The organism is Kocuria sp. CCUG 69068, from assembly GCF_020833785.1.
GTDB lineage: Bacteria > Actinomycetota > Actinomycetes > Actinomycetales > Micrococcaceae > Kocuria > Kocuria rosea.
Genome location: NZ_PDDL01000009.1, coordinates 1 through 16713, shown reverse-complemented (window position 1 = coordinate 16713; position 16713 = coordinate 1). Strand labels below are relative to the sequence as shown.

At 73.2% G+C, this 16713-nt stretch carries 18 protein-coding genes and 2 pseudogenes; 3 read left to right on the top strand and 17 right to left on the bottom strand.

Annotated features, from left to right (window positions below):
• Positions 1-2: 2 nt before the first annotated feature.
• From CRM73_RS03130 to CRM73_RS03120, 3 genes are read right to left on the bottom strand one after another with little or no spacing between them, the layout of a single operon-like run.
• Positions 3-1229, bottom strand: coding sequence for an amidohydrolase (locus CRM73_RS03130; protein ID WP_229586817.1), 1227 nt, complete (start codon positions 1227-1229; stop codon positions 3-5).
• A 28-nt stretch (positions 1230-1257) separates the two neighbouring features.
• The gene (locus CRM73_RS03125) at positions 1258-2010 is read right to left on the bottom strand and encodes a hypothetical protein (RefSeq protein ID WP_017831727.1); all 753 of its coding nucleotides are present in this window, start codon (positions 2008-2010) and stop codon (positions 1258-1260) included.
• 46 nt (positions 2011-2056) lie between these two features.
• Positions 2057-2812, bottom strand: a complete 756-nt coding sequence (locus CRM73_RS03120) for a DUF5058 family protein (protein WP_229586816.1) — start codon at positions 2810-2812, stop codon at positions 2057-2059.
• A gap of 162 nt (positions 2813-2974) precedes the next feature.
• Here CRM73_RS03120 and CRM73_RS03115 point away from each other — a divergent pair, with 162 nt between their 5' ends.
• Positions 2975-3982 carry an AsnC family protein gene (locus CRM73_RS03115; RefSeq protein ID WP_229586815.1) on the top strand — a complete coding sequence of 336 codons (1008 nt, stop codon included), beginning with the start codon at positions 2975-2977 and terminating at the stop codon, positions 3980-3982.
• Positions 3983-3997: 15 nt separating this feature from the next.
• Here CRM73_RS03115 and CRM73_RS03110 read toward each other — a convergent pair whose 3' ends face one another.
• From CRM73_RS03110 to CRM73_RS03095, 4 genes are all read right to left on the bottom strand, one after another.
• Positions 3998-4567 (bottom strand): DUF421 domain-containing protein, encoded by a 570-nt coding sequence (locus CRM73_RS03110; RefSeq protein WP_017831724.1) that lies wholly within the window; start codon positions 4565-4567, stop codon positions 3998-4000.
• Positions 4568-4570: 3 nt separating this feature from the next.
• The gene (locus CRM73_RS03105; RefSeq protein ID WP_229586851.1) at positions 4571-6418 is read right to left on the bottom strand and encodes an ABC transporter ATP-binding protein; all 1848 of its coding nucleotides are present in this window, start codon (positions 6416-6418) and stop codon (positions 4571-4573) included.
• Between the two features lie 249 nt (positions 6419-6667).
• On the bottom strand, positions 6668-7159 hold the full coding sequence (locus CRM73_RS03100; protein WP_229586814.1) for a DoxX family protein: 492 nt from the start codon (positions 7157-7159) through the stop codon (positions 6668-6670).
• Between the two features lie 61 nt (positions 7160-7220).
• A complete protein-coding gene (locus CRM73_RS03095; protein WP_017831721.1) occupies positions 7221-7709 on the bottom strand; it encodes a MarR family winged helix-turn-helix transcriptional regulator in 489 nt (162 codons plus the stop codon).
• Between the two features lie 73 nt (positions 7710-7782).
• On the opposite strand from CRM73_RS03095, the gene CRM73_RS03090 reads away from it, so the two are divergent.
• A complete protein-coding gene (locus CRM73_RS03090; RefSeq protein ID WP_229586813.1) occupies positions 7783-8463 on the top strand; it encodes a hypothetical protein in 681 nt (226 codons plus the stop codon).
• Here the strand turns inward: CRM73_RS03090 and CRM73_RS03085 are convergent.
• The 9 genes from CRM73_RS03085 to CRM73_RS03045 all read right to left on the bottom strand — a co-directional run bounded on the left by CRM73_RS03085 (position 8456) and on the right by CRM73_RS03045 (position 15820).
• A complete protein-coding gene (locus CRM73_RS03085; RefSeq protein WP_229586812.1) occupies positions 8456-9154 on the bottom strand; it encodes an MOSC domain-containing protein in 699 nt (232 codons plus the stop codon). The genes CRM73_RS03090 and CRM73_RS03085 overlap by 8 nt on opposite strands.
• On the bottom strand, positions 9151-9552 hold the full coding sequence (locus tag CRM73_RS03080; RefSeq protein ID WP_095650022.1) for a monovalent cation/H(+) antiporter subunit G: 402 nt from the start codon (positions 9550-9552) through the stop codon (positions 9151-9153). The genes CRM73_RS03085 and CRM73_RS03080 overlap by 4 nt, the downstream gene beginning before the upstream one ends.
• The gene (locus tag CRM73_RS03075) at positions 9549-9806 is read right to left on the bottom strand and encodes a monovalent cation/H+ antiporter complex subunit F (protein ID WP_095650023.1); all 258 of its coding nucleotides are present in this window, start codon (positions 9804-9806) and stop codon (positions 9549-9551) included. The genes CRM73_RS03080 and CRM73_RS03075 overlap by 4 nt, the downstream gene beginning before the upstream one ends.
• Entirely contained in the window at positions 9803-10222 is a 420-nt protein-coding gene (locus CRM73_RS03070) for a Na+/H+ antiporter subunit E (RefSeq protein WP_109268883.1), read from the bottom strand. The genes CRM73_RS03075 and CRM73_RS03070 overlap by 4 nt, the downstream gene beginning before the upstream one ends.
• Positions 10219-11724 (bottom strand): monovalent cation/H+ antiporter subunit D family protein, encoded by a 1506-nt coding sequence (locus CRM73_RS03065; RefSeq protein ID WP_035924319.1) that lies wholly within the window; start codon positions 11722-11724, stop codon positions 10219-10221. Before CRM73_RS03065 ends, CRM73_RS03070 begins: the two co-directional genes overlap by 4 nt.
• Complete coding sequence (locus CRM73_RS03060) at positions 11721-12167, bottom strand: sodium:proton antiporter (RefSeq protein ID WP_126349593.1); 447 nt, start codon at positions 12165-12167, stop codon at positions 11721-11723. The genes CRM73_RS03065 and CRM73_RS03060 overlap by 4 nt, the downstream gene beginning before the upstream one ends.
• On the bottom strand, positions 12167-15094 hold the full coding sequence (locus tag CRM73_RS03055) for a DUF4040 family protein (protein ID WP_095650025.1): 2928 nt from the start codon (positions 15092-15094) through the stop codon (positions 12167-12169). The genes CRM73_RS03060 and CRM73_RS03055 overlap by 1 nt, the downstream gene beginning before the upstream one ends.
• A 91-nt stretch (positions 15095-15185) precedes the next feature.
• Complete coding sequence (locus CRM73_RS03050) at positions 15186-15338, bottom strand: hypothetical protein (protein WP_154676753.1); 153 nt, start codon at positions 15336-15338, stop codon at positions 15186-15188.
• A 104-nt stretch (positions 15339-15442) separates the two neighbouring features.
• Positions 15443-15820, bottom strand: a complete 378-nt coding sequence (locus CRM73_RS03045) for a hypothetical protein (protein ID WP_095650026.1) — start codon at positions 15818-15820, stop codon at positions 15443-15445.
• A 111-nt stretch (positions 15821-15931) separates the two neighbouring features.
• On the opposite strand from CRM73_RS03045, the pseudogene CRM73_RS03040 reads away from it, so the two are divergent.
• A pseudogene (locus CRM73_RS03040) lies at positions 15932-16564 on the top strand (NAD-dependent deacetylase); the annotation flags it as partial.
• Between the two features lie 42 nt (positions 16565-16606).
• Here CRM73_RS03040 and CRM73_RS19880 read toward each other — a convergent pair.
• Positions 16607-16713 (bottom strand): annotated as a pseudogene (locus tag CRM73_RS19880) (sugar phosphate isomerase/epimerase); the annotation flags it as partial.

Below are 16713 nucleotides of genomic sequence, written 5' to 3'. Positions count from 1 at the left end.
GATCAGCCGCCCACGTGGGAGAGGATCGCGGTGAGGGCGGTCCGCACCCCGGTGGAGAGCGTCGGCTCGATCGCCGGGGCGAAGAACGGCGAGTGGTTCACCGGCACGGGTCCCTCCCCCTCGAGGACGGCTCCGTCGTGGCCGCCGAACATCCAGAACACCGAGGGCACCCCGATCGCCGCGCCGAGGGCCCCGAAGTCCTCCGAGCCCATCATCGGTTCGACCTCCACCACGTTGTCCTCCCCCAGCACCTCGCGGAAGCGCTCGACGAGAGCAGCGGTGGCCGCCGGGTCGTTGTAGTTGCGGGGGAAGGTCGAGAGCTCCTCGATGGTGGGCTCCGGGGCCCCCGAGGCCGCCGCCTCCGCGGCGATGATCCGCCGCAGGGCCCCCAGGACGTGGTCCCGGACGGCGGGGTCGAAGGTGCGCACGTTGAGCGTGAACTCGGCCGAGGCCGGGATGATGTTCTCCTTGAGCCCGCCGTGGAAGGTCGCCACGGTGACCACCGCGGCCCGGCGCGCGTCGATCTCGCGGGAGACGATGGTCTGGATCCGGGTGATCATGTGCGCCCCGAGCACGATCGGGTCGGTGGCGTCCTGCGGCTGGGACGCGTGGGCCCCCTTGCCGTGGACGGTGACCAGCCAGGAGTCGGCCATCGCCATGACGTCCCCCGCAGCCCAGCTGACCGTGCCGGCCCGGGAGGGCATCACGTGCTGGCCGAGGACGACCTCCGGCAGCGGCGCCCGCTCCCACAGCCCGTCCTCGAGCATCGCCCGGGCGCCGGCGGCGGTCTCCTCCCCGGGCTGGAACACGAGCACCACGGTCCCGGCCCAGGCCTCCCGCGCGCCGGCCAGCAGCTCGGCGGCCGTCAGCAGGGCGGCCATGTGCGTGTCGTGGCCGCACCCGTGCATCACGGGGACCTCGGTGCCGTCCTCCAGCCGCCCGGTGGCGGTGCTGGCGTAGTCCAGACCGGTGTCCTCGGCCAGGGGCAGGCCGTCGGTGTCGGCGCGGAAGGCCACCGTGGGCCCGTCCCCGTTGCGCAGCACCCCGACCACCCCGGTGCCGCCGCAGCGGAAGTTCTCGATGCCCAGGGCGGTGAGCCGCTGCTCGAGCAGGGCCGCGGTGGCGTGCTCCTGCATGGACAGCTCCGGGTGGGCGTGCAGCTCGCGGTACAGCAGGTGCATCCGCCGGCGCAGGTCGTCGGTCAGCTGGAGGTCCGTGGTGGTGCTCATGGTGCGGGGTCCTTTCGGGAGAACGGTGCTAGCCGATGCGGAGGTCGTCGGAGGAGGCCTCCGGCTGGGGCGCGACGGGATCGGCCTCGGCCGACCTGTCGCGCAGGAACCATGCCAGCACAGCGGTGGCGATCACCGCGATGGCGGTGCCGAAGAACGCCAGGGTGGGCACGGTCGGCACCAGCAGGAACACGACGGCCGCGGCGACGACGCCGGCGATCACCGTCATCCGCAGGTTGCGGGTCGAGACGACGGCCTGCACGAGCACCGCGCCCAGCACCGAGGGCAGGATGTAGGTCTGGACCACGGCGACGACGTCGGCGGGCACGACGCTCACCAGCCAGGAGCCCAGGAGACCGACCAGGACGAGCAGCGAGACCAGGTGCACCATGGCCGCTCCGCTGATGGCCATCACCGCCGCCAGCTCCCCGCGGCGGGTGCCGGGCTTCGCGCCGATGGCGGACTGGGCGATCAGCGCCGAGGGCAGCAGCTTGTTGGAGATGTTGCCGATCATGAAGGCCTGGTACATCGAGGCCTGGCCCAGGATCGGGTAGTAGGTCAGCGGCTCCACGATCCAGAGCACCCCGAAGGTGCCGGCGATGGCCAGCAGGGCGGTCCAGATCCGGGCCTGGTCCACGTCCAGGCCGGAGAAGAGCACGAGGTAGGCGGGGCCGGCCAGGGCGAAGAGCAGCCCGGCGATCATCGTCAGCCGGCCCCAGCGGGCGGTGGTCGCGTCGAACTGCTCCAGGGCGGGGACGGCGGCGGGGTTCACGGTGGTCATGGCAGAAGTCCTTCGGTGGGTCTGACGCACGGGCTCGGGGACGGTCTCAGGCGGTCGGGAAGACACCGGCGCCGACGGTGGCGTAGGTGACGACCAGCGCGGTCAGGATGGCGATGCCCAGCGCCCACTCGCGGATCCACTGCGCCCGGAGGGCCTTGGCGATGCCCAGGCACACCGCCATCACGGCCGCGGAGGCGAGGAAGGCCACCACGTGGTTGCCCGACTTCGGCAGCTCCCCGAGCCCGAGGGCGAAGAACGCCCCGAGCAGGGCCGCCCCGGGGACCACGGTCATCACGGCGGGGTTGACCTTGCGCAGGCTGACGTCGCCGCGCTTGAGCAGCGGGGTGAGGACCAGAGTGGCGAGCATCCACATCGCCCCGCCCAGGCTCATCACCATGAACGCCACGGCGAAGACGCCCTGCGTGTACGTCGGGCCGCCCAGGTCGGCCCCCATGGTTCCCGCGGCGATGCTGGCCGCACCGGTCTCGAAGGACACCGACCCGATCAGCCCGATCCGCACCAGCACGGCGGGAGCGCCGAAGACGGTCAGCAGCGCGACGGCCACCAGGGCCACGGCCAGGGACGGCCCGATCGCCGAGACCGCCCCGGCGCGGAAGGAGGTCCTCAGCTCCGCCGGGCTCACCCCGGCGGCGGGGGCCGCCACACGGGCGGCCCGGACGTAGATGACGGTCTGCACGACGATGACGGCGAAGACGCCGAGGGCGCAGATCCACAGCACGGGCAGGTTGGCCACGGACAGGATGTCGGTGGAGGCGCCGTCAACAGCGGTGCGCAGGTTCATGGGAACTCCCGGAGGTGGTCGGATCGGCGGGGAAGGAGAGGCGGGGCCACGAGGAGTCCGTCGCCGGCGGACATCTGCTCCGAGCGTGACGTGACGCCGATCACTCTCATTGGAGATCTTCGATAAACTGCACCGAATGCACTCTCGACCGAAGGAACGAGCATGGAGCTGCCACCGGAGGACCTCGAGCTCGTGCACGCCCTGCAGATCGCGCCGCGGGCGTCCTGGACCCAGCTGGGGGCCGCGCTCGGCCGCCACCCCACCACGCTGGCCGCCCGCTGGGACCGGCTCCGGGCCGACGGCCGCAGCTGGGTCACCGCCCACCTGGGCACCTCCGGCACGCAGGGCTGCGCCACCTTCATCGGCCTCGAGTGCCGCCCGGGCCGCCGGGCGGAGGTGCTGGAGCGGCTGTGCGCCGTCCCGGAGATCGGCACCGTGGAGGAGTCCGCGCGCGCCTGGGACGTCCGGCTCACCGTCCTCACCCGCAGCTGGGAGCAGATGACCCGGGACGTGCTGCCGCTGGTGCGCGCCGATCCGGCGATCCTGCGGGCCCAGCTCACGGTGGCCGCCCGGCTCCATGCCATCGGCAGCAACTGGCGCCTGGACGTGCTGTCCCCGGAGCAGCAGCGCCGCGTGAGCGCACTGCGCTCGGAGGCGCACCGCCCGCACGGCGCCGTCCCCGCCCACCTCGAGGAGATGACGGCCGTGCTCCAGGCCGACGGGCGGGCCACCGCCGCGCAGATCGCCGCCGCGACCGGGACCCACCCGACGACGGCGGCCCGGCACCTGCGCCAGGCGCTCGAGACCGGCCTCGTGGCTCTCCGCTGCGAACTGGCCCAGCAGCACTCCGGCTACCCGGTGCCCTGCCAGTGGTACGTCCGGGTGCCGCCGGCGCAGCTCGAGGCGGCCGTGCGCTGCCTGCGCTCCCACCGGACGCTGCGCCTGTGCGCCTCGACCACGGGCGACACCAACCTCACCTTCCTGCTCTGGCTGCGCACCCCCGGGGACATCTTCGACGTGGAGGCGGAGCTGCAGGCCGCCGCGCCGGGGGTCCAGGTGGTCGAGTCCGACGTGGGGGTGCGGACCCACAAGCGCATGGGTTGGATGCTGCGCGACGACTCGACCGCGACCGGCGAGGTGGTGACCGAGCTCGGTCGGGCCGCCCCGTGACGCCGTGCGCGGTCCTCAGCCCCGGCCCGGCTCCCGCAGCAGGTCCGCCGGGACCAGGTGGGCGTCCCGGACGCCCTCGAGCAGCCGGGGGTCGACCGGCGTGCCGCGCCGGAGGACGCTGATCGTGCCGGCGGCCTCGAAGACCACGCACGCGACCTCGTCGGGGCTGCGCACCCCGGCGCCCCGCAGCGCACCGAAGAGCTCGGACTCCACCACGTGGACCCGGCGGAGGTTGGCCTCCAGGACCCGCTCGCCGGCCATCAGCAGCACCGCCCGGTTGTTCATCAGCGCCGACACGCGGATCCCCGCGCGGAGCCGGCCGAAGCCCGCCTCGAGCGCGAACAGCGTGCCGAGCCCCAGCACGCCCGCGGCGAGCGTGGGCGTGTCCCCCAGGACCGCGCGCCCGGCCACGGCACCGAGCATGACCACCACGACCGCGTCGAAGGTCGACAGCCGGGACAGCACGCGCTGCCCCAGGACCCGCACCATGAGCAGGAACGCCAGATAGATCCCCACCGCCGAGGCCACCACCGCCAGCGCCCCCGGGGCGTCCACGCCGAGGCGCGCCACGGCGTCGTCGAGCACCGGTCAGACCTCCTGGTCCGCGAACTGCGTCTCGTAGAGCTCCGCGTAGCGCCCGCTCACGGCGAGGAGCTCGGCGTGCCGGCCCCGCTCCACGATCCGGCCGTCCTCGACCACCAGGATCTGGTCGGCGAAGCGGATGGTCGAGAGCCGGTGGGCGATCACCAGGGCGGTGCGCCCCTCCATCGCCTCGCCCAGTGCCGCCTGGACGTAGGCCTCGTTGGTGGAGTCCAGCGCCGACGTGGCCTCGTCGAGGATCACCACGCGCGGGGCCGCGAGCAGCAGGCGGGCGATGGTCAGCCGCTGCCGCTCGCCGCCGGAGAGCCGGTAGCCGCGCTCGCCCACCACGGTGTCCAGCCCGTCCGGGAGGGAGCGGATCACGTGCTCCATGCGGGCCCGGGCCAGCGCGTCCCACAGCTGCTCGTCCGTGGCCTCCGGCTTCACCAGGGCGAGGTTGTCCCGGATCGACTCGTGGAACAGGTGCCCGTCCTGGGTGACCATCCCGATGGTCTCCCGCAGCGAGGCGAAGGTGGCGTCCCGCACGTCCGTGCCCCCGATCCGGACCGCTCCCGAGGTGACGTCGTAGAGCCGGGCCACGAGCTGGGCGATCGTCGACTTGCCCGCGCCGGAGGACCCCACGAGGGCCACCGTCTGCCCCGGCAGGACGGTGAAGCCCACGCCGTGCAGCACCTCCTCGCCGCCCCTGGTGTCGAGCACCGCGACGTCCTCGAGCGAGGCGAGCGAGACCTCCTCGGCGGAGGGGTAGGCGAACCGGACGTCGTCGAACTCCACCGACGCGGGCCCGGCGGGCAGCGACCGGGCCCCGGGCCGCTCCTGGATCAGGGGGACGAGGTCGAGGATCTCGAAGACCCGCTCGAAGCTCACCACGGCGCTCATGACGTCCATCCGGGCGTTCGCGAGCATGGTCAGCGGGGTGTACAGCCGGGTGAGGAGCAGGGCGAGGGTCACGACCGCGCCGGCGTCCAGGTTGCCGAGGATCGCCTGCGCGCCGCCGAGCCCGTAGACGAGCGCCAGGGCGAGCGCCGAGACCAGCGTCAGGGCCGTGACGAACACGGTCTGCAGCATCGCCACCCGCACGCCGATGTCCCGGACGCGGCCGGCACGGCGGGCGAACTCGGCGGCCTCGGCGTCGGGCCGGCCGAAGAGCTTGACCAGGGTGGCGCCGCCGGCGGAGAACCGTTCGGTCATCTGCGTGGACATGGACGCGTTGTGCTGGGCCGCCTCCCGCTGGAGGTTCGCCAGGCGCCCGCCCATGGCCCGGGCCGGGACCAGGAAGATCGGCAGCAGCAGCACGGACAGCGCGGTGACCTGCCACGAGATCGAGACCATGACGACGACGGTCAGGATCAGGGAGACGATGTTGCTCACCACGCCGGAGAGCGTGTTGGAGAACGCCCGCTGGGCGCCGATGACGTCGTTGTTGAGCCGGGAGACCAGGGCCCCGGTGCGCGTGCGGGTGAAGAAGGCGATCGGCATCCGCTGCACGTGGTCGTAGACGGCGGTGCGCAGGTCCAGGATGAGCCCCTCGCCGATCAGAGAGGAGAGCCACCGGTTGAGGATGCTCAGCCCCGCGTCCACGACCGCCACGGCGGCGATGGCCACCGCGAGCCATACCACCACGGAGACCGCGTCCCCGGCGTTGATCGCACGGACCACGTCGCCGGCCAGGATCGGGGTGACCACGCCCAGCAGCGCCGTGAGCACCGAGATCACCAGGAACACCGTGAGCCTGGTCTTGTGCGGGCGCGCGAAGACGACGATGCGCCGGAGCGTGCCCCGGTCGATCTTCCGGTCCTTGACGTCCTGGCCCTGGACGGTGCGCCACAGCACCATGTACGGCGAGTTCTGCATGCTCATGCGGCCAACCCCGATCTGCGGGGATCGCCCGCGCTGCACCAGACGCGGCACCGTGGTGGTCGTGCGCGCCGCGCCGCCACCGATTTTACGCGGCCGCGCCGACACGTCCGCGCCCGCCCGCCGCGGCCCGCCCGCCGCGGCCCGCCGACGGAGCGCCGGACGACGACGGGCCCCCGCGCCGCAGGATGCTGCGGGCGGGGGCGGGTCGCTCCGGCGCGGGAGGGGTCAGGCCCGGGCGGACCCGCGGCGCCGCGCCGCGACCAGGTGGTCCAGCGACCAGCGGCCGGCACCGGCCAGGACGAAGAGGACGGACGCGGCGGCGAGGAGCAGGACGAGCTCGATCCCGCCGTCGGCGGCGAAGAACCCCGCGGGAAGGTGCACCAGCACGAGGGCGCCCAGCATGGTCAGGGCGAGCAGGGCGGCGACCACGCGGGTGCCGAGCCCCAGGAGGAGCATCAGCCCGCCCACGAGCTCGAGGACGGCCGCGAGGGGCGCGGCGAGCTCGGCCGCCGGGACGCCCATCTGGGCGAAGGAGGCCTGGGTGCCGGCGACGGTCCACTCGGTGACCTTCTGCCAGCCGTGCAGGAGGAACGTGGTGCCGAGGACGACGCGCAGGACGGTGAGTCCGAGGGTCGCGGCCGAGGAGTCGGCGGTGGGGACGGTGGGGGCGGAGGAACGGACGGAGGACGTGCGCTGCGACACCTGTGTTGTGGACATGTCACCACAGTAGGGGGCAGATACTTTCCGTGTCAAGCTTTTGGGCGGAGGGGGCCCGGTGTCACGGCTGGTCCGAGGCCAGTCCCCGGGCCGTGGGGCCGGCCGCGGCGTCGTCGACCATGCGGCCGATCAGCGCGAGCTGCTGGACCTGCACCGGCGTCAGCCGGTCGATCACCGTCCGCCGGACGTGCTCCACGTGCCCCGGGGCCACCTGCTGGACCCGCTCCAGGCCGCGGTCGGTGATCTCCGCGAGCACCACCCGCTTGTCCTGCTCCCCGCCGGCGCGCACCACCAGGCCGTCCCGCTCGAGACGCGCGACGATCCGGGACAACCGGGACTGGGAGGTGTTGGTGGCCGCCGCGAGGTCCGACATGCGCCGGCGCCGGTCGGGGGCCTCCGAGAGCATCGCGAGCACCAGGTACTCGGCCAGGCTGAGGTCCGCCTCCGCCTGCAGCTGGGACTCGATGCTGCCGGGCAGCGTGAACATGATGGAGACGAGCGCCAGCCAGGCCTCGCGCTCCTCGGGGGACAGCCATCGGGTCTCGGTCATGGCCCGATTCTACGAGCCGATCCTTGACGCCTCATGGGAACGCGTCCGCCGAGCGCGCCCCATAATGGAACCCATGGACTCCCTCGGCACCTGGCCCCGGCCCGTACCCGCGGACGACCGCGACTTCGACGTCCAGGTCATGCGGCGGCTGCGCACCGCTCCCGGCGAGGACGGGGCGCCCGACCGCCCCTCCCTGGGCGAGCGCCTGGGCACGTCGCTGCTGCTGGTGGTCCCGGTGCTGACCGCGCTCGCCGTGGTCCTGCTGTGGCAGCAGTGGTCCCGGTCCGGCTCGGTGCTCTACCTCGCCCTCGTCGCCGTGGTGCTGGTGGCCACGGCCCTGTGGTGGACGGCCCGGCTCAAGCGCGCCTTCAGCACCGCGCAGGGCCGGCTGGGCGCCCGCCTGGCGAACGTCGTGGAGCACGGCGTGGGCGTCGTCCGGGAGATCGCCCTCGAGCCGGTCGCCCAGGACGCGTCCGCCTCCGGGCGCACGGACGGGAGCACGGCGGCGGACGCGGCGACCGGCGGCGGCCGCGTCCGCGCCCGGCTCGAGCTGTCCGTGACCCCGGTGCGGGGGGAGCGCTTCAGCACCTCCGTGGAGGCCCTCTACGACGCCGACGCCGCGCTCCTCCTGGAGACCGGCTCGCACGGGCCCGTCCGTTTCCTGCGCGACGACCCTGAGGGCACCACCGTGATCGACACCCGGCTCTCCGAGGAGCAGGTCGCGCAGGTCTACCGGGGCGCAGCCCTCAACTGAGGGCGGTGGCGGCTCGGCCGTCGCGCCGGTCGGCCGCCCGCTGCTCCTTCTCGACCCGCAGCCGGAGCTGCTCGCACAGGTCCTCCCCCGCCCGGAGCAGCTCCGGCATCCGGTGCCGCTCCGTGGTCTGGGCGCGGAAGGCGTCCGCCACCCCCACCCCGTGCCCGGCGCGGCGGGCGAGCTCGACCGGCAGACCGGCCCGCAGCGTGCCCGGCTCCAGGACCTTGAGATAGGCCCCGGAGCGGCCCCGCTCCGTGAAGCGGCGCAGCCAGCCGCGGACCTCCATGCTCGCGCGGAACGTGCCGCAGGGGATGCGGGCGTCCGTGACCTGCAGCAGCACCCCGCCGATGCGCCAGACGTCGCCCAGCCGGGCGTCGTCGACGTCGACGCCCGAGAGCGTGAGGTTCTCCCCGAAGGAGCCGTCGGGGATCTCCCGCCCCAGCTCCTGCGCCCAGAAGTCCAGCTCCTCGCGCGCGAACGCGTACACGGCCTGGTCCGTGCCGCCGTGGTACTTGCCGTCCCCGATGAAGTCCCCGGCCAGGCCCGAGCCGAGACCGCCCCTGCGGGGGCCCGGATCGCGGACCTCCACCGGTCCGTCCACAGGGCGCTTGTGGATGCCGGTGGAACGGTTCGGCCGGGCGGGATTGGCCCCGGAGCGTCCCACGTTGACGCTGTGCACGCGTCCGGTCACGGCCGGACGTCCTCGCCGGGGCGTCCGGCCTCGTCCCCGGTGCGCTCCTCCAGCTCGTTGTGGTGGGTCGGGGAGTACACCGCCGAGCCGATGAGGTACCCGGACCGGGCCAGCGCCATGCTGCCCACGGCCGAGGTCACGAGCTGCAGGACCACCGCGGCGAGCAGCTTCACCGCGTTCTCCACGCCGGGCAGGAAGAAGAACGCCCCGGTGAGGACGAACGAGACGCCGAGGCCCGCGGCCGTGGCGATCGCCGAGGACCGGGTGTAGAGGTCGGGGAACCGGATGATCCCCACCGTGGCGGTGAGGAAGATCAGCGAGCCCAGGACGATGAACGCCTGCCCCACCACGCTCATCCACAGGGTGTCGTGCATGATCGGGTCGAAGTCCACGGTCATCGCCTCCCCTTGGTCAGTGCGCGGGCCAGGGACAGGGTCGCCAGGAAGCCCACGAGGGTGGCGATGAGGACCAGGTCGAAGACCGGAGGGCTCATCGCCAGCACGCCGAACAGGGCGATGAGCCCCACCACGGAGAAGAACAGCAGGTCCGCGGCGATGGCCCGGTTGGCGTCGTTGGGTCCGCGGAACATCCGCACCCCGGCGACGAGGACGGAGGCGGCGAGCACCAGCACGCCGAAGAGGATGCCGATCATCGGGGTGCCCCTCCCGGTCGGATGCCGTTCAGCATGTGGGTCTCCATCTCCTGCAGGCCCGACCGGGCGTCCTGCGGTCCGTCCGAGTACATGGCGTGCACGAAGATGTCGTACTCCTCCGTGCCGGCGGCCCCGTCGTCCCCCGCGCCCCCGTCGGACGCGAGCTGGTCCGCATCCTCCCGGGGCCGGGCCACGGTGGCCAGGGTCAGCGTCCCCGGGGTCAGGGTGATGAGCACGCTGAGCAGGACCGTCTCGAACTCGCTGCGGCACCGGGTCCGGTAGCGGACCACGATGGGCGAGGACCCCTGGCCCGGGGTGAGCACGTCGCGGGTCACCGCGGCGTTGGAGAGGACCAGCTCCCAGGCGTACCAGAGCAGGAAGCCGATCAGGCGCAGCGGCCAGGTCAACCACTTCACGAGTTCACCACCGCCTCCACGAACGCGCTGGTGTCCACGAGCCCGTCCGCCGCCGTGGCGGCGACGCCCAGCAGCAGCTCACCGCCCACACCGAGGACGAGGGTGACGACCGCCAGGACGAGGGCCGGTGCGATGAGGCCCACCGGGATGCGGCGCTCCTTCGTGCCGACCGCGGCGACGACCTCGCTCGACGAGTCCTCCGGATTCCCCAGGAACATCTTCCCCCAGATCTTGAGCAGGTACAGGAGCGTGAACAGGCTGACGCCGACCGCCACGAGGGCCACCACGACCTGCTGCTCCTCGAACGCGGCCAGGATCAGCGCCAGCTTGGCCACGAACCCCGAGAACGGCGGGATGCCGGTCAGGGACATGGCGGCGGCGAAGAACACCACGGCGGTGAGCGGCTCCCGCCGCAGCAGTCCCGTGACCTCGCCCAGCGGCTGCCGCCCGTAGGCGATCTCCACCGCGCCGGTGGACAGGAACAGGGACACCTTCACCACCGTGTGGTGCAGCAGGAAGAAGATGCCCGCGGTGAGTCCGGCGGCCCCGAACAGGGCGACGCCCAGCAGGATGTAGCCGATCTGGCTCACGGTGGAGTAGGCGAGGATCGCCCGCGCGTCCCGCTCCCCCACGGCGCCGAGCACACCGACCACCATCGAGACGGTGAAGACCACCAGCCCGATCCACAGGTACTGCTCCGCGCCGTCGAAGATCACGGCGTAGATCCGGTAGATCGCGTAGACCGCGATCTTCGTGTGCAGCCCCGAGAACAGGGCGGTGACGGTGGGCGACATGAAGGGGTAAGTGCGCGCCAGCCACCCGTGCACGGGGACCACCGCCGCCTTCACGGCCAGGGCGGTGAGAGCAACGGCGACCGACACGGCCACGGCGGTGGACTCCGCGGCCCGGCCCGCCAGCTCGGCGAGGTTCACGGTGCCGGCCGTGCCGTAGACGAGCCCCACCCCCGCGAGGAAGATCGTGGAGGCCAGCAGGTTGACGCTCACGTAGATCCGCGAGGACGTGACCTGCATCAGCCGTCCCCGGCCGCGGTGGGCCAGGATGATCAGCGCGTAGGACGGCACGAGCATGACCTCGATGAACACGAACAGGTTGAACAGGTCCGCCGTGAGCAGGGCTCCGTTGAAGCCGGCCGTGAGCACGAGCACCAGGGGGCCGAAGTAGCGCTTCTCCGCCTGCCCCGAGACCACCCCGAACCAGGAGCTGACCAGGGTCACGAAGCCGGTCGCGGTGAGCATGAGGGCGGTGAACAGATCGGCCGCGAAGGGGATGGCGATGCCGGCGGGCCAGCCGCTGATCCGGTGGGCCAGCACGGTGCCGCCGTCCAGGAGGGTGGCCACGAGCCACACGGCCCACACCACGTCCGCCCCGAGGACGGCGAGCAGCCCCGCCTTGCCGATCCGCCCGGAGCCGCCGGCGAGCACCAGCAGACCGGCGGCCAGCAGCGGGACGATGACGAAGAACGGGATCAGGTCCGCGCTCATGCGCGACCACCCCGCCCCGGGCGCCGCTCGGGGCGGGTGCCCACCGGATCCGGGTCCGTGGGGGCGTCACCGTGCGTTCCGGCGCTGTCTGCGGGGTCGTCCATCAGGTCAGGGGTCTCCATCTCCCGGCCGGTGAGCTCGAGATCGGTGTCGTCGTCCTCGTCGCCGGTCACGGCGAGCACGAGCATGTACATGGTGATGGCGAACGCGATGACGATCGCCGTCAGCACGAAGGCCTGCGGCAGGGCGTCCGCCGTGGTCGCCGGATCCGGGGAGTAACCGAGGGGCTCACCGCGGCGGTCGATGCCGCCGGTGGACATGATCAGCAGGTTCACCCCGTGGCTGAGGAGGGCGAAGCCGATGATCAGGCGGACCATGCCGCGTCGCAGCATCATGAACACGCCGCCCCCGATGAGCACGCCCACGGTCAGTGCGAGTGCCATCAGGAATCGTCTCCTCGGGGTCGGTCGGGGTGCTCGGCGGACGCCCCGGAAGGCCGTCCGGAACTCCGGTCGAGGACCCGGATGCTGCTGAGGTCCATGGGCGCCGTGCTGGGGTGGTGCGGCTCGTCCGTGGTGGGGGTCGGGCGGGGGGCGGGACCGTCCACCGCGGTGGAGCCCACCCGCCGCAGGGGCGGTGGTTCCTTCTCCTCCACGCCGAGACGGCTGACCGCGGCCAGGATCACGCCGACCACCGCCAGGTACACGCCGACGTCGAAGAACAGCGCCGTGGTGATCGCGACCCCGAACACGTCGAAGTGCAGGGCGCGCAGGAACGAGCCCTCGGCCAGGCCCAGGAGGCCCACGACCACCGCCACGGCGACCCCGGCGCCGATGAGCTTCACGTAGGGCACGCCGAGCCGGCTGACCCGGTCGTCCTGCGCCGAGAGATAGACCAGGGAGATGCCCGCGGCACCGATGAGGGCCGCGATGAACCCGCCGCCGGGCTGGTAGTGCCCGCGGAGCAGGAAGAAGAGGGACAGGACCACGATGACCGGCCCGAGCAGGCGCTCGGTGACCCGCAGGACCATGGTGTTGTCCCCGGCGTCGCTGATCGGCGACCCGGGCGGCTCCGTGATGGGGCTGTGCAGCTTGGGCAGCAGCCCCCGCGACTCCAGGGCCACGACGATCGCGATGCCGGCCACGCCCAGGACGGTCAGCTCACCGAGGGTGTCCAGGGCGCGGAAGTCCACGAGGATCGTGTTCACCACGTTCGACCCGCCGGTCTCCGTCTTGGCCTCCGCGAGGAAGTACTGGCCCGCGTCGGAGAGCCCGCGCCGGCCGGTGAGCGCCCACGTGGCCACGGCGGCGGAGGTGCCCGCGAGGACCGCGACGACGGCCGCCGTGGTCGACCGCCGCTTCCCGGTCCGGTGGAAGGTGGAGGGCAGTCGGTTGAGCAGCAGGACGATCACCACCACGGTGAGGATCTCGACCAGCAGCTGGGTCAGCGCCACGTCCGCGGCGCCCAGCTCGTAGAACCACAGCGCGACCGCGAAGCCCACCACGCCGATGATCGTCACGAGGGCGATCCGGCTGCGCACGCCCAGGGCCAGGAGCACCCCGACCAGGACCACGCCGAGCAGGACCCAGTCCAGGGGGCGCGTCACGTCCCCGTGCAGCGGCGGGACGTCGACCGTGAACACGCCGACGACCGTCAGCGCCACCAGCACGACCACGGGCGGGACCAGGTGCCGGTAGGGGGCGTCGGCGCGGGTGAGGCCGCCGATCCACGCGCCCAGGGCGACGGAGCCGCCGCGCAGCGCCTCGACCGTGCCCACCCCGGTGATGGGCGACAGCTCCCGGTCCAGCAGCCGGTCCACGCTCCTCCGGGCGAGCACCAGGATCGTGCCCAGGGTGAAGACCGCCAAGGACATGTACAGCTCGGGGGCGAACCCGTGCCACAGCCCCAGGTGGGGCTCGGCGTCGGGCCCGGCCACGGCGGCGGCGGCGGCACCGAGCAGCGGCTCGGCCAGCACACCGGCCAGCCCCAGCACCAGACCGGCCACGGAGACCAGGGCCACGGGCGCCAGGAAGGCCGCGGAGGCCTCCTTCGGCGGGTCCTGGGCGGGGCGGCCGGGGAAGATCGTGATGATCATCCGGGCCGAGTAGGCGAAGGTGAAGGACGCGGCCAGGACCGCCACGGCGCCCACGAGCCACACCGCCGCGGTGGGCGCCGGGCTCTCCGCCATGGCCTTGAACATGGCCTCCTTGGAGACGAACCCGAACAGCGGGACGACCCCGGCCATGGAGACCGCCGCGAGCGTCATCACGACGGCCGTGACGGGCATCGTCCGCGCCAGCCCGGAGAGCTTGCGGATGTCGCGGCTGCCGGCCTGGTGGTCGACCACTCCCAGGGACATGAACAGGGCCGACTTGAACAGCGCGTGGGCCGCCACGTGCACCACGGCCCCCACCACTGCGTAGGAGGTGCCGATGCCGATGGTCGCCGTCAGGAAGCCCAGCTGGCTCACGGTGGAGTAGGCGAGCAGCTCCTTGAGGTCGTTGCGCTGCAGCGCGAACACCGCCCCCATCAGGGCGGTGAACAGGCCCACGGAGATCAGCAGGACGTTCCACACCGGCACCTCGCTGAGGGCCGTGGAGAAGCGCAGCATGAGGTAGATGCCGGCCTTCACCATGGCCGCCGCGTGCAGGTAGGCGCTCACGGGGGTGATCGCGACCATGGCGTCGGGCAGCCAGGCGTGGAAGGGGAACTGCGCGGACTTGGTGAAGGCCGCGAGGGCGATCAGCACCGCGACGAACGCGGCGAACCCGGGGGACGTGGACCACACGTCGTCGACGAGGATGTCGCTGAGGCGCGTGGTGCCGGTGGCCACCCACATCGCGACCACCGCGGCGAGCAGGCACAGCCCGCCGGCCATGGTCACCAGGAAGGTCCGGATCGCCGGGTCCTTGGCGTGCGGGCCGGAGCGGGCGATGAGCAGGAAGGAGCACAGCGTGGTGAACTCCCACATCACGAACAGCAGGACCACGTCGTCGGCCAGGACCAGCCCGAGCATCGCCGCGGCGAAGAACGTCATGAGGGTGTAGAAGGCGCTGTGCGAGCCCTTGGCGAGGTAGCGGGCCGAGTAGCCGATGACCACCGCGCCGATGACCAGCACGATGAGGCCGAAGAACAGCCCGAGCCCGTCGAGCCGCAGGTGGAAGGTCACGCCCAGGGTCGGCATCCACGGGATCTGCTGGGAGACCGCGTCGGCGTCCCCCCGGCCGTTCCACACCGCGACCAGCGCACCGGCGAGCACGAGGAGGCCCGCGGCGAGCGGCCAGCCGGCGTCGCGGCCCGCCCGGCGGCCCAGGACGGCCGCCGCAGGGCACAGCAGGGTGGTGAGAGCGAGAATGATCAGGAGGGACACGCCTGGCAACCGTCCGGTCGGTGGGATGGGAACGAGGTGGACTCGGCCGTCGACTGACCGGCCGCGCCGGCCGGTGTCCCGGCCGGAGTGCTCAGGCGTCCCGGGGGCATCCGGAGAGCAGCGGCCCCCAGGAGTTCAGGTAGCCGTTCGTCCCGTTGGACACGCACCGGACCGCCGAGGACAGCACGCGGCCCGGCGGCACAGCGGGGCCGCGGCCGTGGGCATGGTTCCTGGGGCTGGTCATCGCCCCGAATTTACCATGACGGCCACCACAGCCCCCGGCGAGGTGCTGCGGTGCCCGTGACTCCTCTGCGCGCGGTCCGGCCGCCCTTCCGGCCGGTGACGGGGTCAGCGCCGCTCCCGCAGGGGACTCGAACCGGAGTGCGGGACGGTCGGGGTGGCGGCGGTCTCGGCGTCCGGCTCGACGGGCGCGCGGCGTGCCGCTTCCTCCGGCGGGAGCGCGTCCCCGAGGTCCTCGTCCCGGTCCTCGACGAGCTCGCCGTCGCCACCGCGGTCGCCGTCGCGGGGGGCGAGGGCCGGACGACGGCGCGGGGCGTCGTTGATCTCGGTGACGGACACGGCCATCGCGTTGAGCGCGAGACCGGCGAGCACGAACAGCCACGCCGCGACGGGGTACCACGCCAGACCGAGGACCACTCCGACCACGACGAGGGCGACGGAGGTCAGGTAGGCGGGGGTCAGCACGCGCTGGACGTTGAACTTCATGGTTTCCATTCCACCACGCGCGCGTGCTGATCGACCAACGGGCCCGGGCGTTTCCCCGCACCGGCCCGGGCACCCTGGTCCGGGAGCCTCCGTGCGTATACCGTCGGCGGCATGGACGACCTCGACCCCGAGCTGCTCGAGCTGGCGCGCTCCGCGCGCACCGTGACCGTGCTCTCCGGCGCCGGGATGTCGGCCGAGAGCGAGGTGCCCACCTTCCGGGACGCCGGCACCGGACTGTGGGCCCGCTGGTCCCCCGAGGAGCTGGCCACCCCCGAGGCGTGGGACGCCGACCCCGGGCTCGTCTGGTCCTGGTACCTCTGGCGGGCCCGCCAGGTGCGCCGGCTCCGCCCCAACGCCGGACACCGGGCGATCGCCCGGTGGGCGGACCCCGCCCGCGTCCACGTGGTCACCCAGAACGTCGACGACCTCCACGAGCGGGCGGGCTCCGCGGTCCTCGCCCACCTGCACGGCAGCCTGTTCGCGTTCCGCTGCTCGGACTGCGGCGCCCCGTTCCCGGCGCGTCTCCTCCCGGGCCTGGCGGCGGAGGCCCGTCCGGAGGCACCACCCGCTCCCCAGGAGCCCGACCACGAGGAGCCGGGCCGCGAGCGCCCCCCGGTGTGCCCCTCCTGCGGCGGAGCGGTGCGGCCCGCGGTCGTGTGGTTCGGGGAGCAGCTGCCCGAGGGCGCCGTGGAGCGCGCCGCCGCGGCCGTGGCCGAGGCGGAGCTCGTGCTCGTGGTGGGCACGTCCGGGCTCGTGCAGCCCGCCGCCTCCCTGCCGCTGATCGCGGCCGGCCGCGGTGTCCACGCCCAGCTTCCGCGCGAGCCGTGCGGTGTGCTGCAGCTCCTCGGCGGCGCGGGTGCGCACTCCCTCGGGCGTGCCGTCGCCCCAGACCC

Excerpts from the sequence above, each read along its gene's own strand:
- CRM73_RS03130 (WP_229586817.1), bottom strand. The coding sequence starts at position 1,229 with ATGAGCACCACCACGGACCTCCAGCTGACCGACGACCTGCGCCGGCGG.
- CRM73_RS03125 (WP_017831727.1), bottom strand. The coding sequence starts at position 2,010 with ATGACCACCGTGAACCCCGCCGCCGTCCCCGCCCTGGAGCAGTTCGAC.
- CRM73_RS03120 (WP_229586816.1), bottom strand. The coding sequence starts at position 2,812 with ATGAACCTGCGCACCGCTGTTGACGGCGCCTCCACCGACATCCTGTCC.
- CRM73_RS03115 (WP_229586815.1), top strand. The coding sequence starts at position 2,975 with ATGGAGCTGCCACCGGAGGACCTCGAGCTCGTGCACGCCCTGCAGATC.
- CRM73_RS03105 (WP_229586851.1), bottom strand. The coding sequence starts at position 6,418 with ATGGTGCTGTGGCGCACCGTCCAGGGCCAGGACGTCAAGGACCGGAAG.
- CRM73_RS03100 (WP_229586814.1), bottom strand. The coding sequence starts at position 7,159 with ATGTCCACAACACAGGTGTCGCAGCGCACGTCCTCCGTCCGTTCCTCC.
- CRM73_RS03095 (WP_017831721.1), bottom strand. The coding sequence starts at position 7,709 with ATGACCGAGACCCGATGGCTGTCCCCCGAGGAGCGCGAGGCCTGGCTG.
- CRM73_RS03090 (WP_229586813.1), top strand. The coding sequence starts at position 7,783 with ATGGACTCCCTCGGCACCTGGCCCCGGCCCGTACCCGCGGACGACCGC.
- CRM73_RS03080 (WP_095650022.1), bottom strand. The coding sequence starts at position 9,552 with ATGACCGTGGACTTCGACCCGATCATGCACGACACCCTGTGGATGAGC.
- CRM73_RS03075 (WP_095650023.1), bottom strand. The coding sequence starts at position 9,806 with ATGATCGGCATCCTCTTCGGCGTGCTGGTGCTCGCCGCCTCCGTCCTC.
- CRM73_RS03065 (WP_035924319.1), bottom strand. The coding sequence starts at position 11,724 with ATGAGCGCGGACCTGATCCCGTTCTTCGTCATCGTCCCGCTGCTGGCC.
- CRM73_RS03060 (WP_126349593.1), bottom strand. The coding sequence starts at position 12,167 with ATGGCACTCGCACTGACCGTGGGCGTGCTCATCGGGGGCGGCGTGTTC.
- CRM73_RS03050 (WP_154676753.1), bottom strand. The coding sequence starts at position 15,338 with ATGACCAGCCCCAGGAACCATGCCCACGGCCGCGGCCCCGCTGTGCCG.
- CRM73_RS03045 (WP_095650026.1), bottom strand. The coding sequence starts at position 15,820 with ATGAAGTTCAACGTCCAGCGCGTGCTGACCCCCGCCTACCTGACCTCC.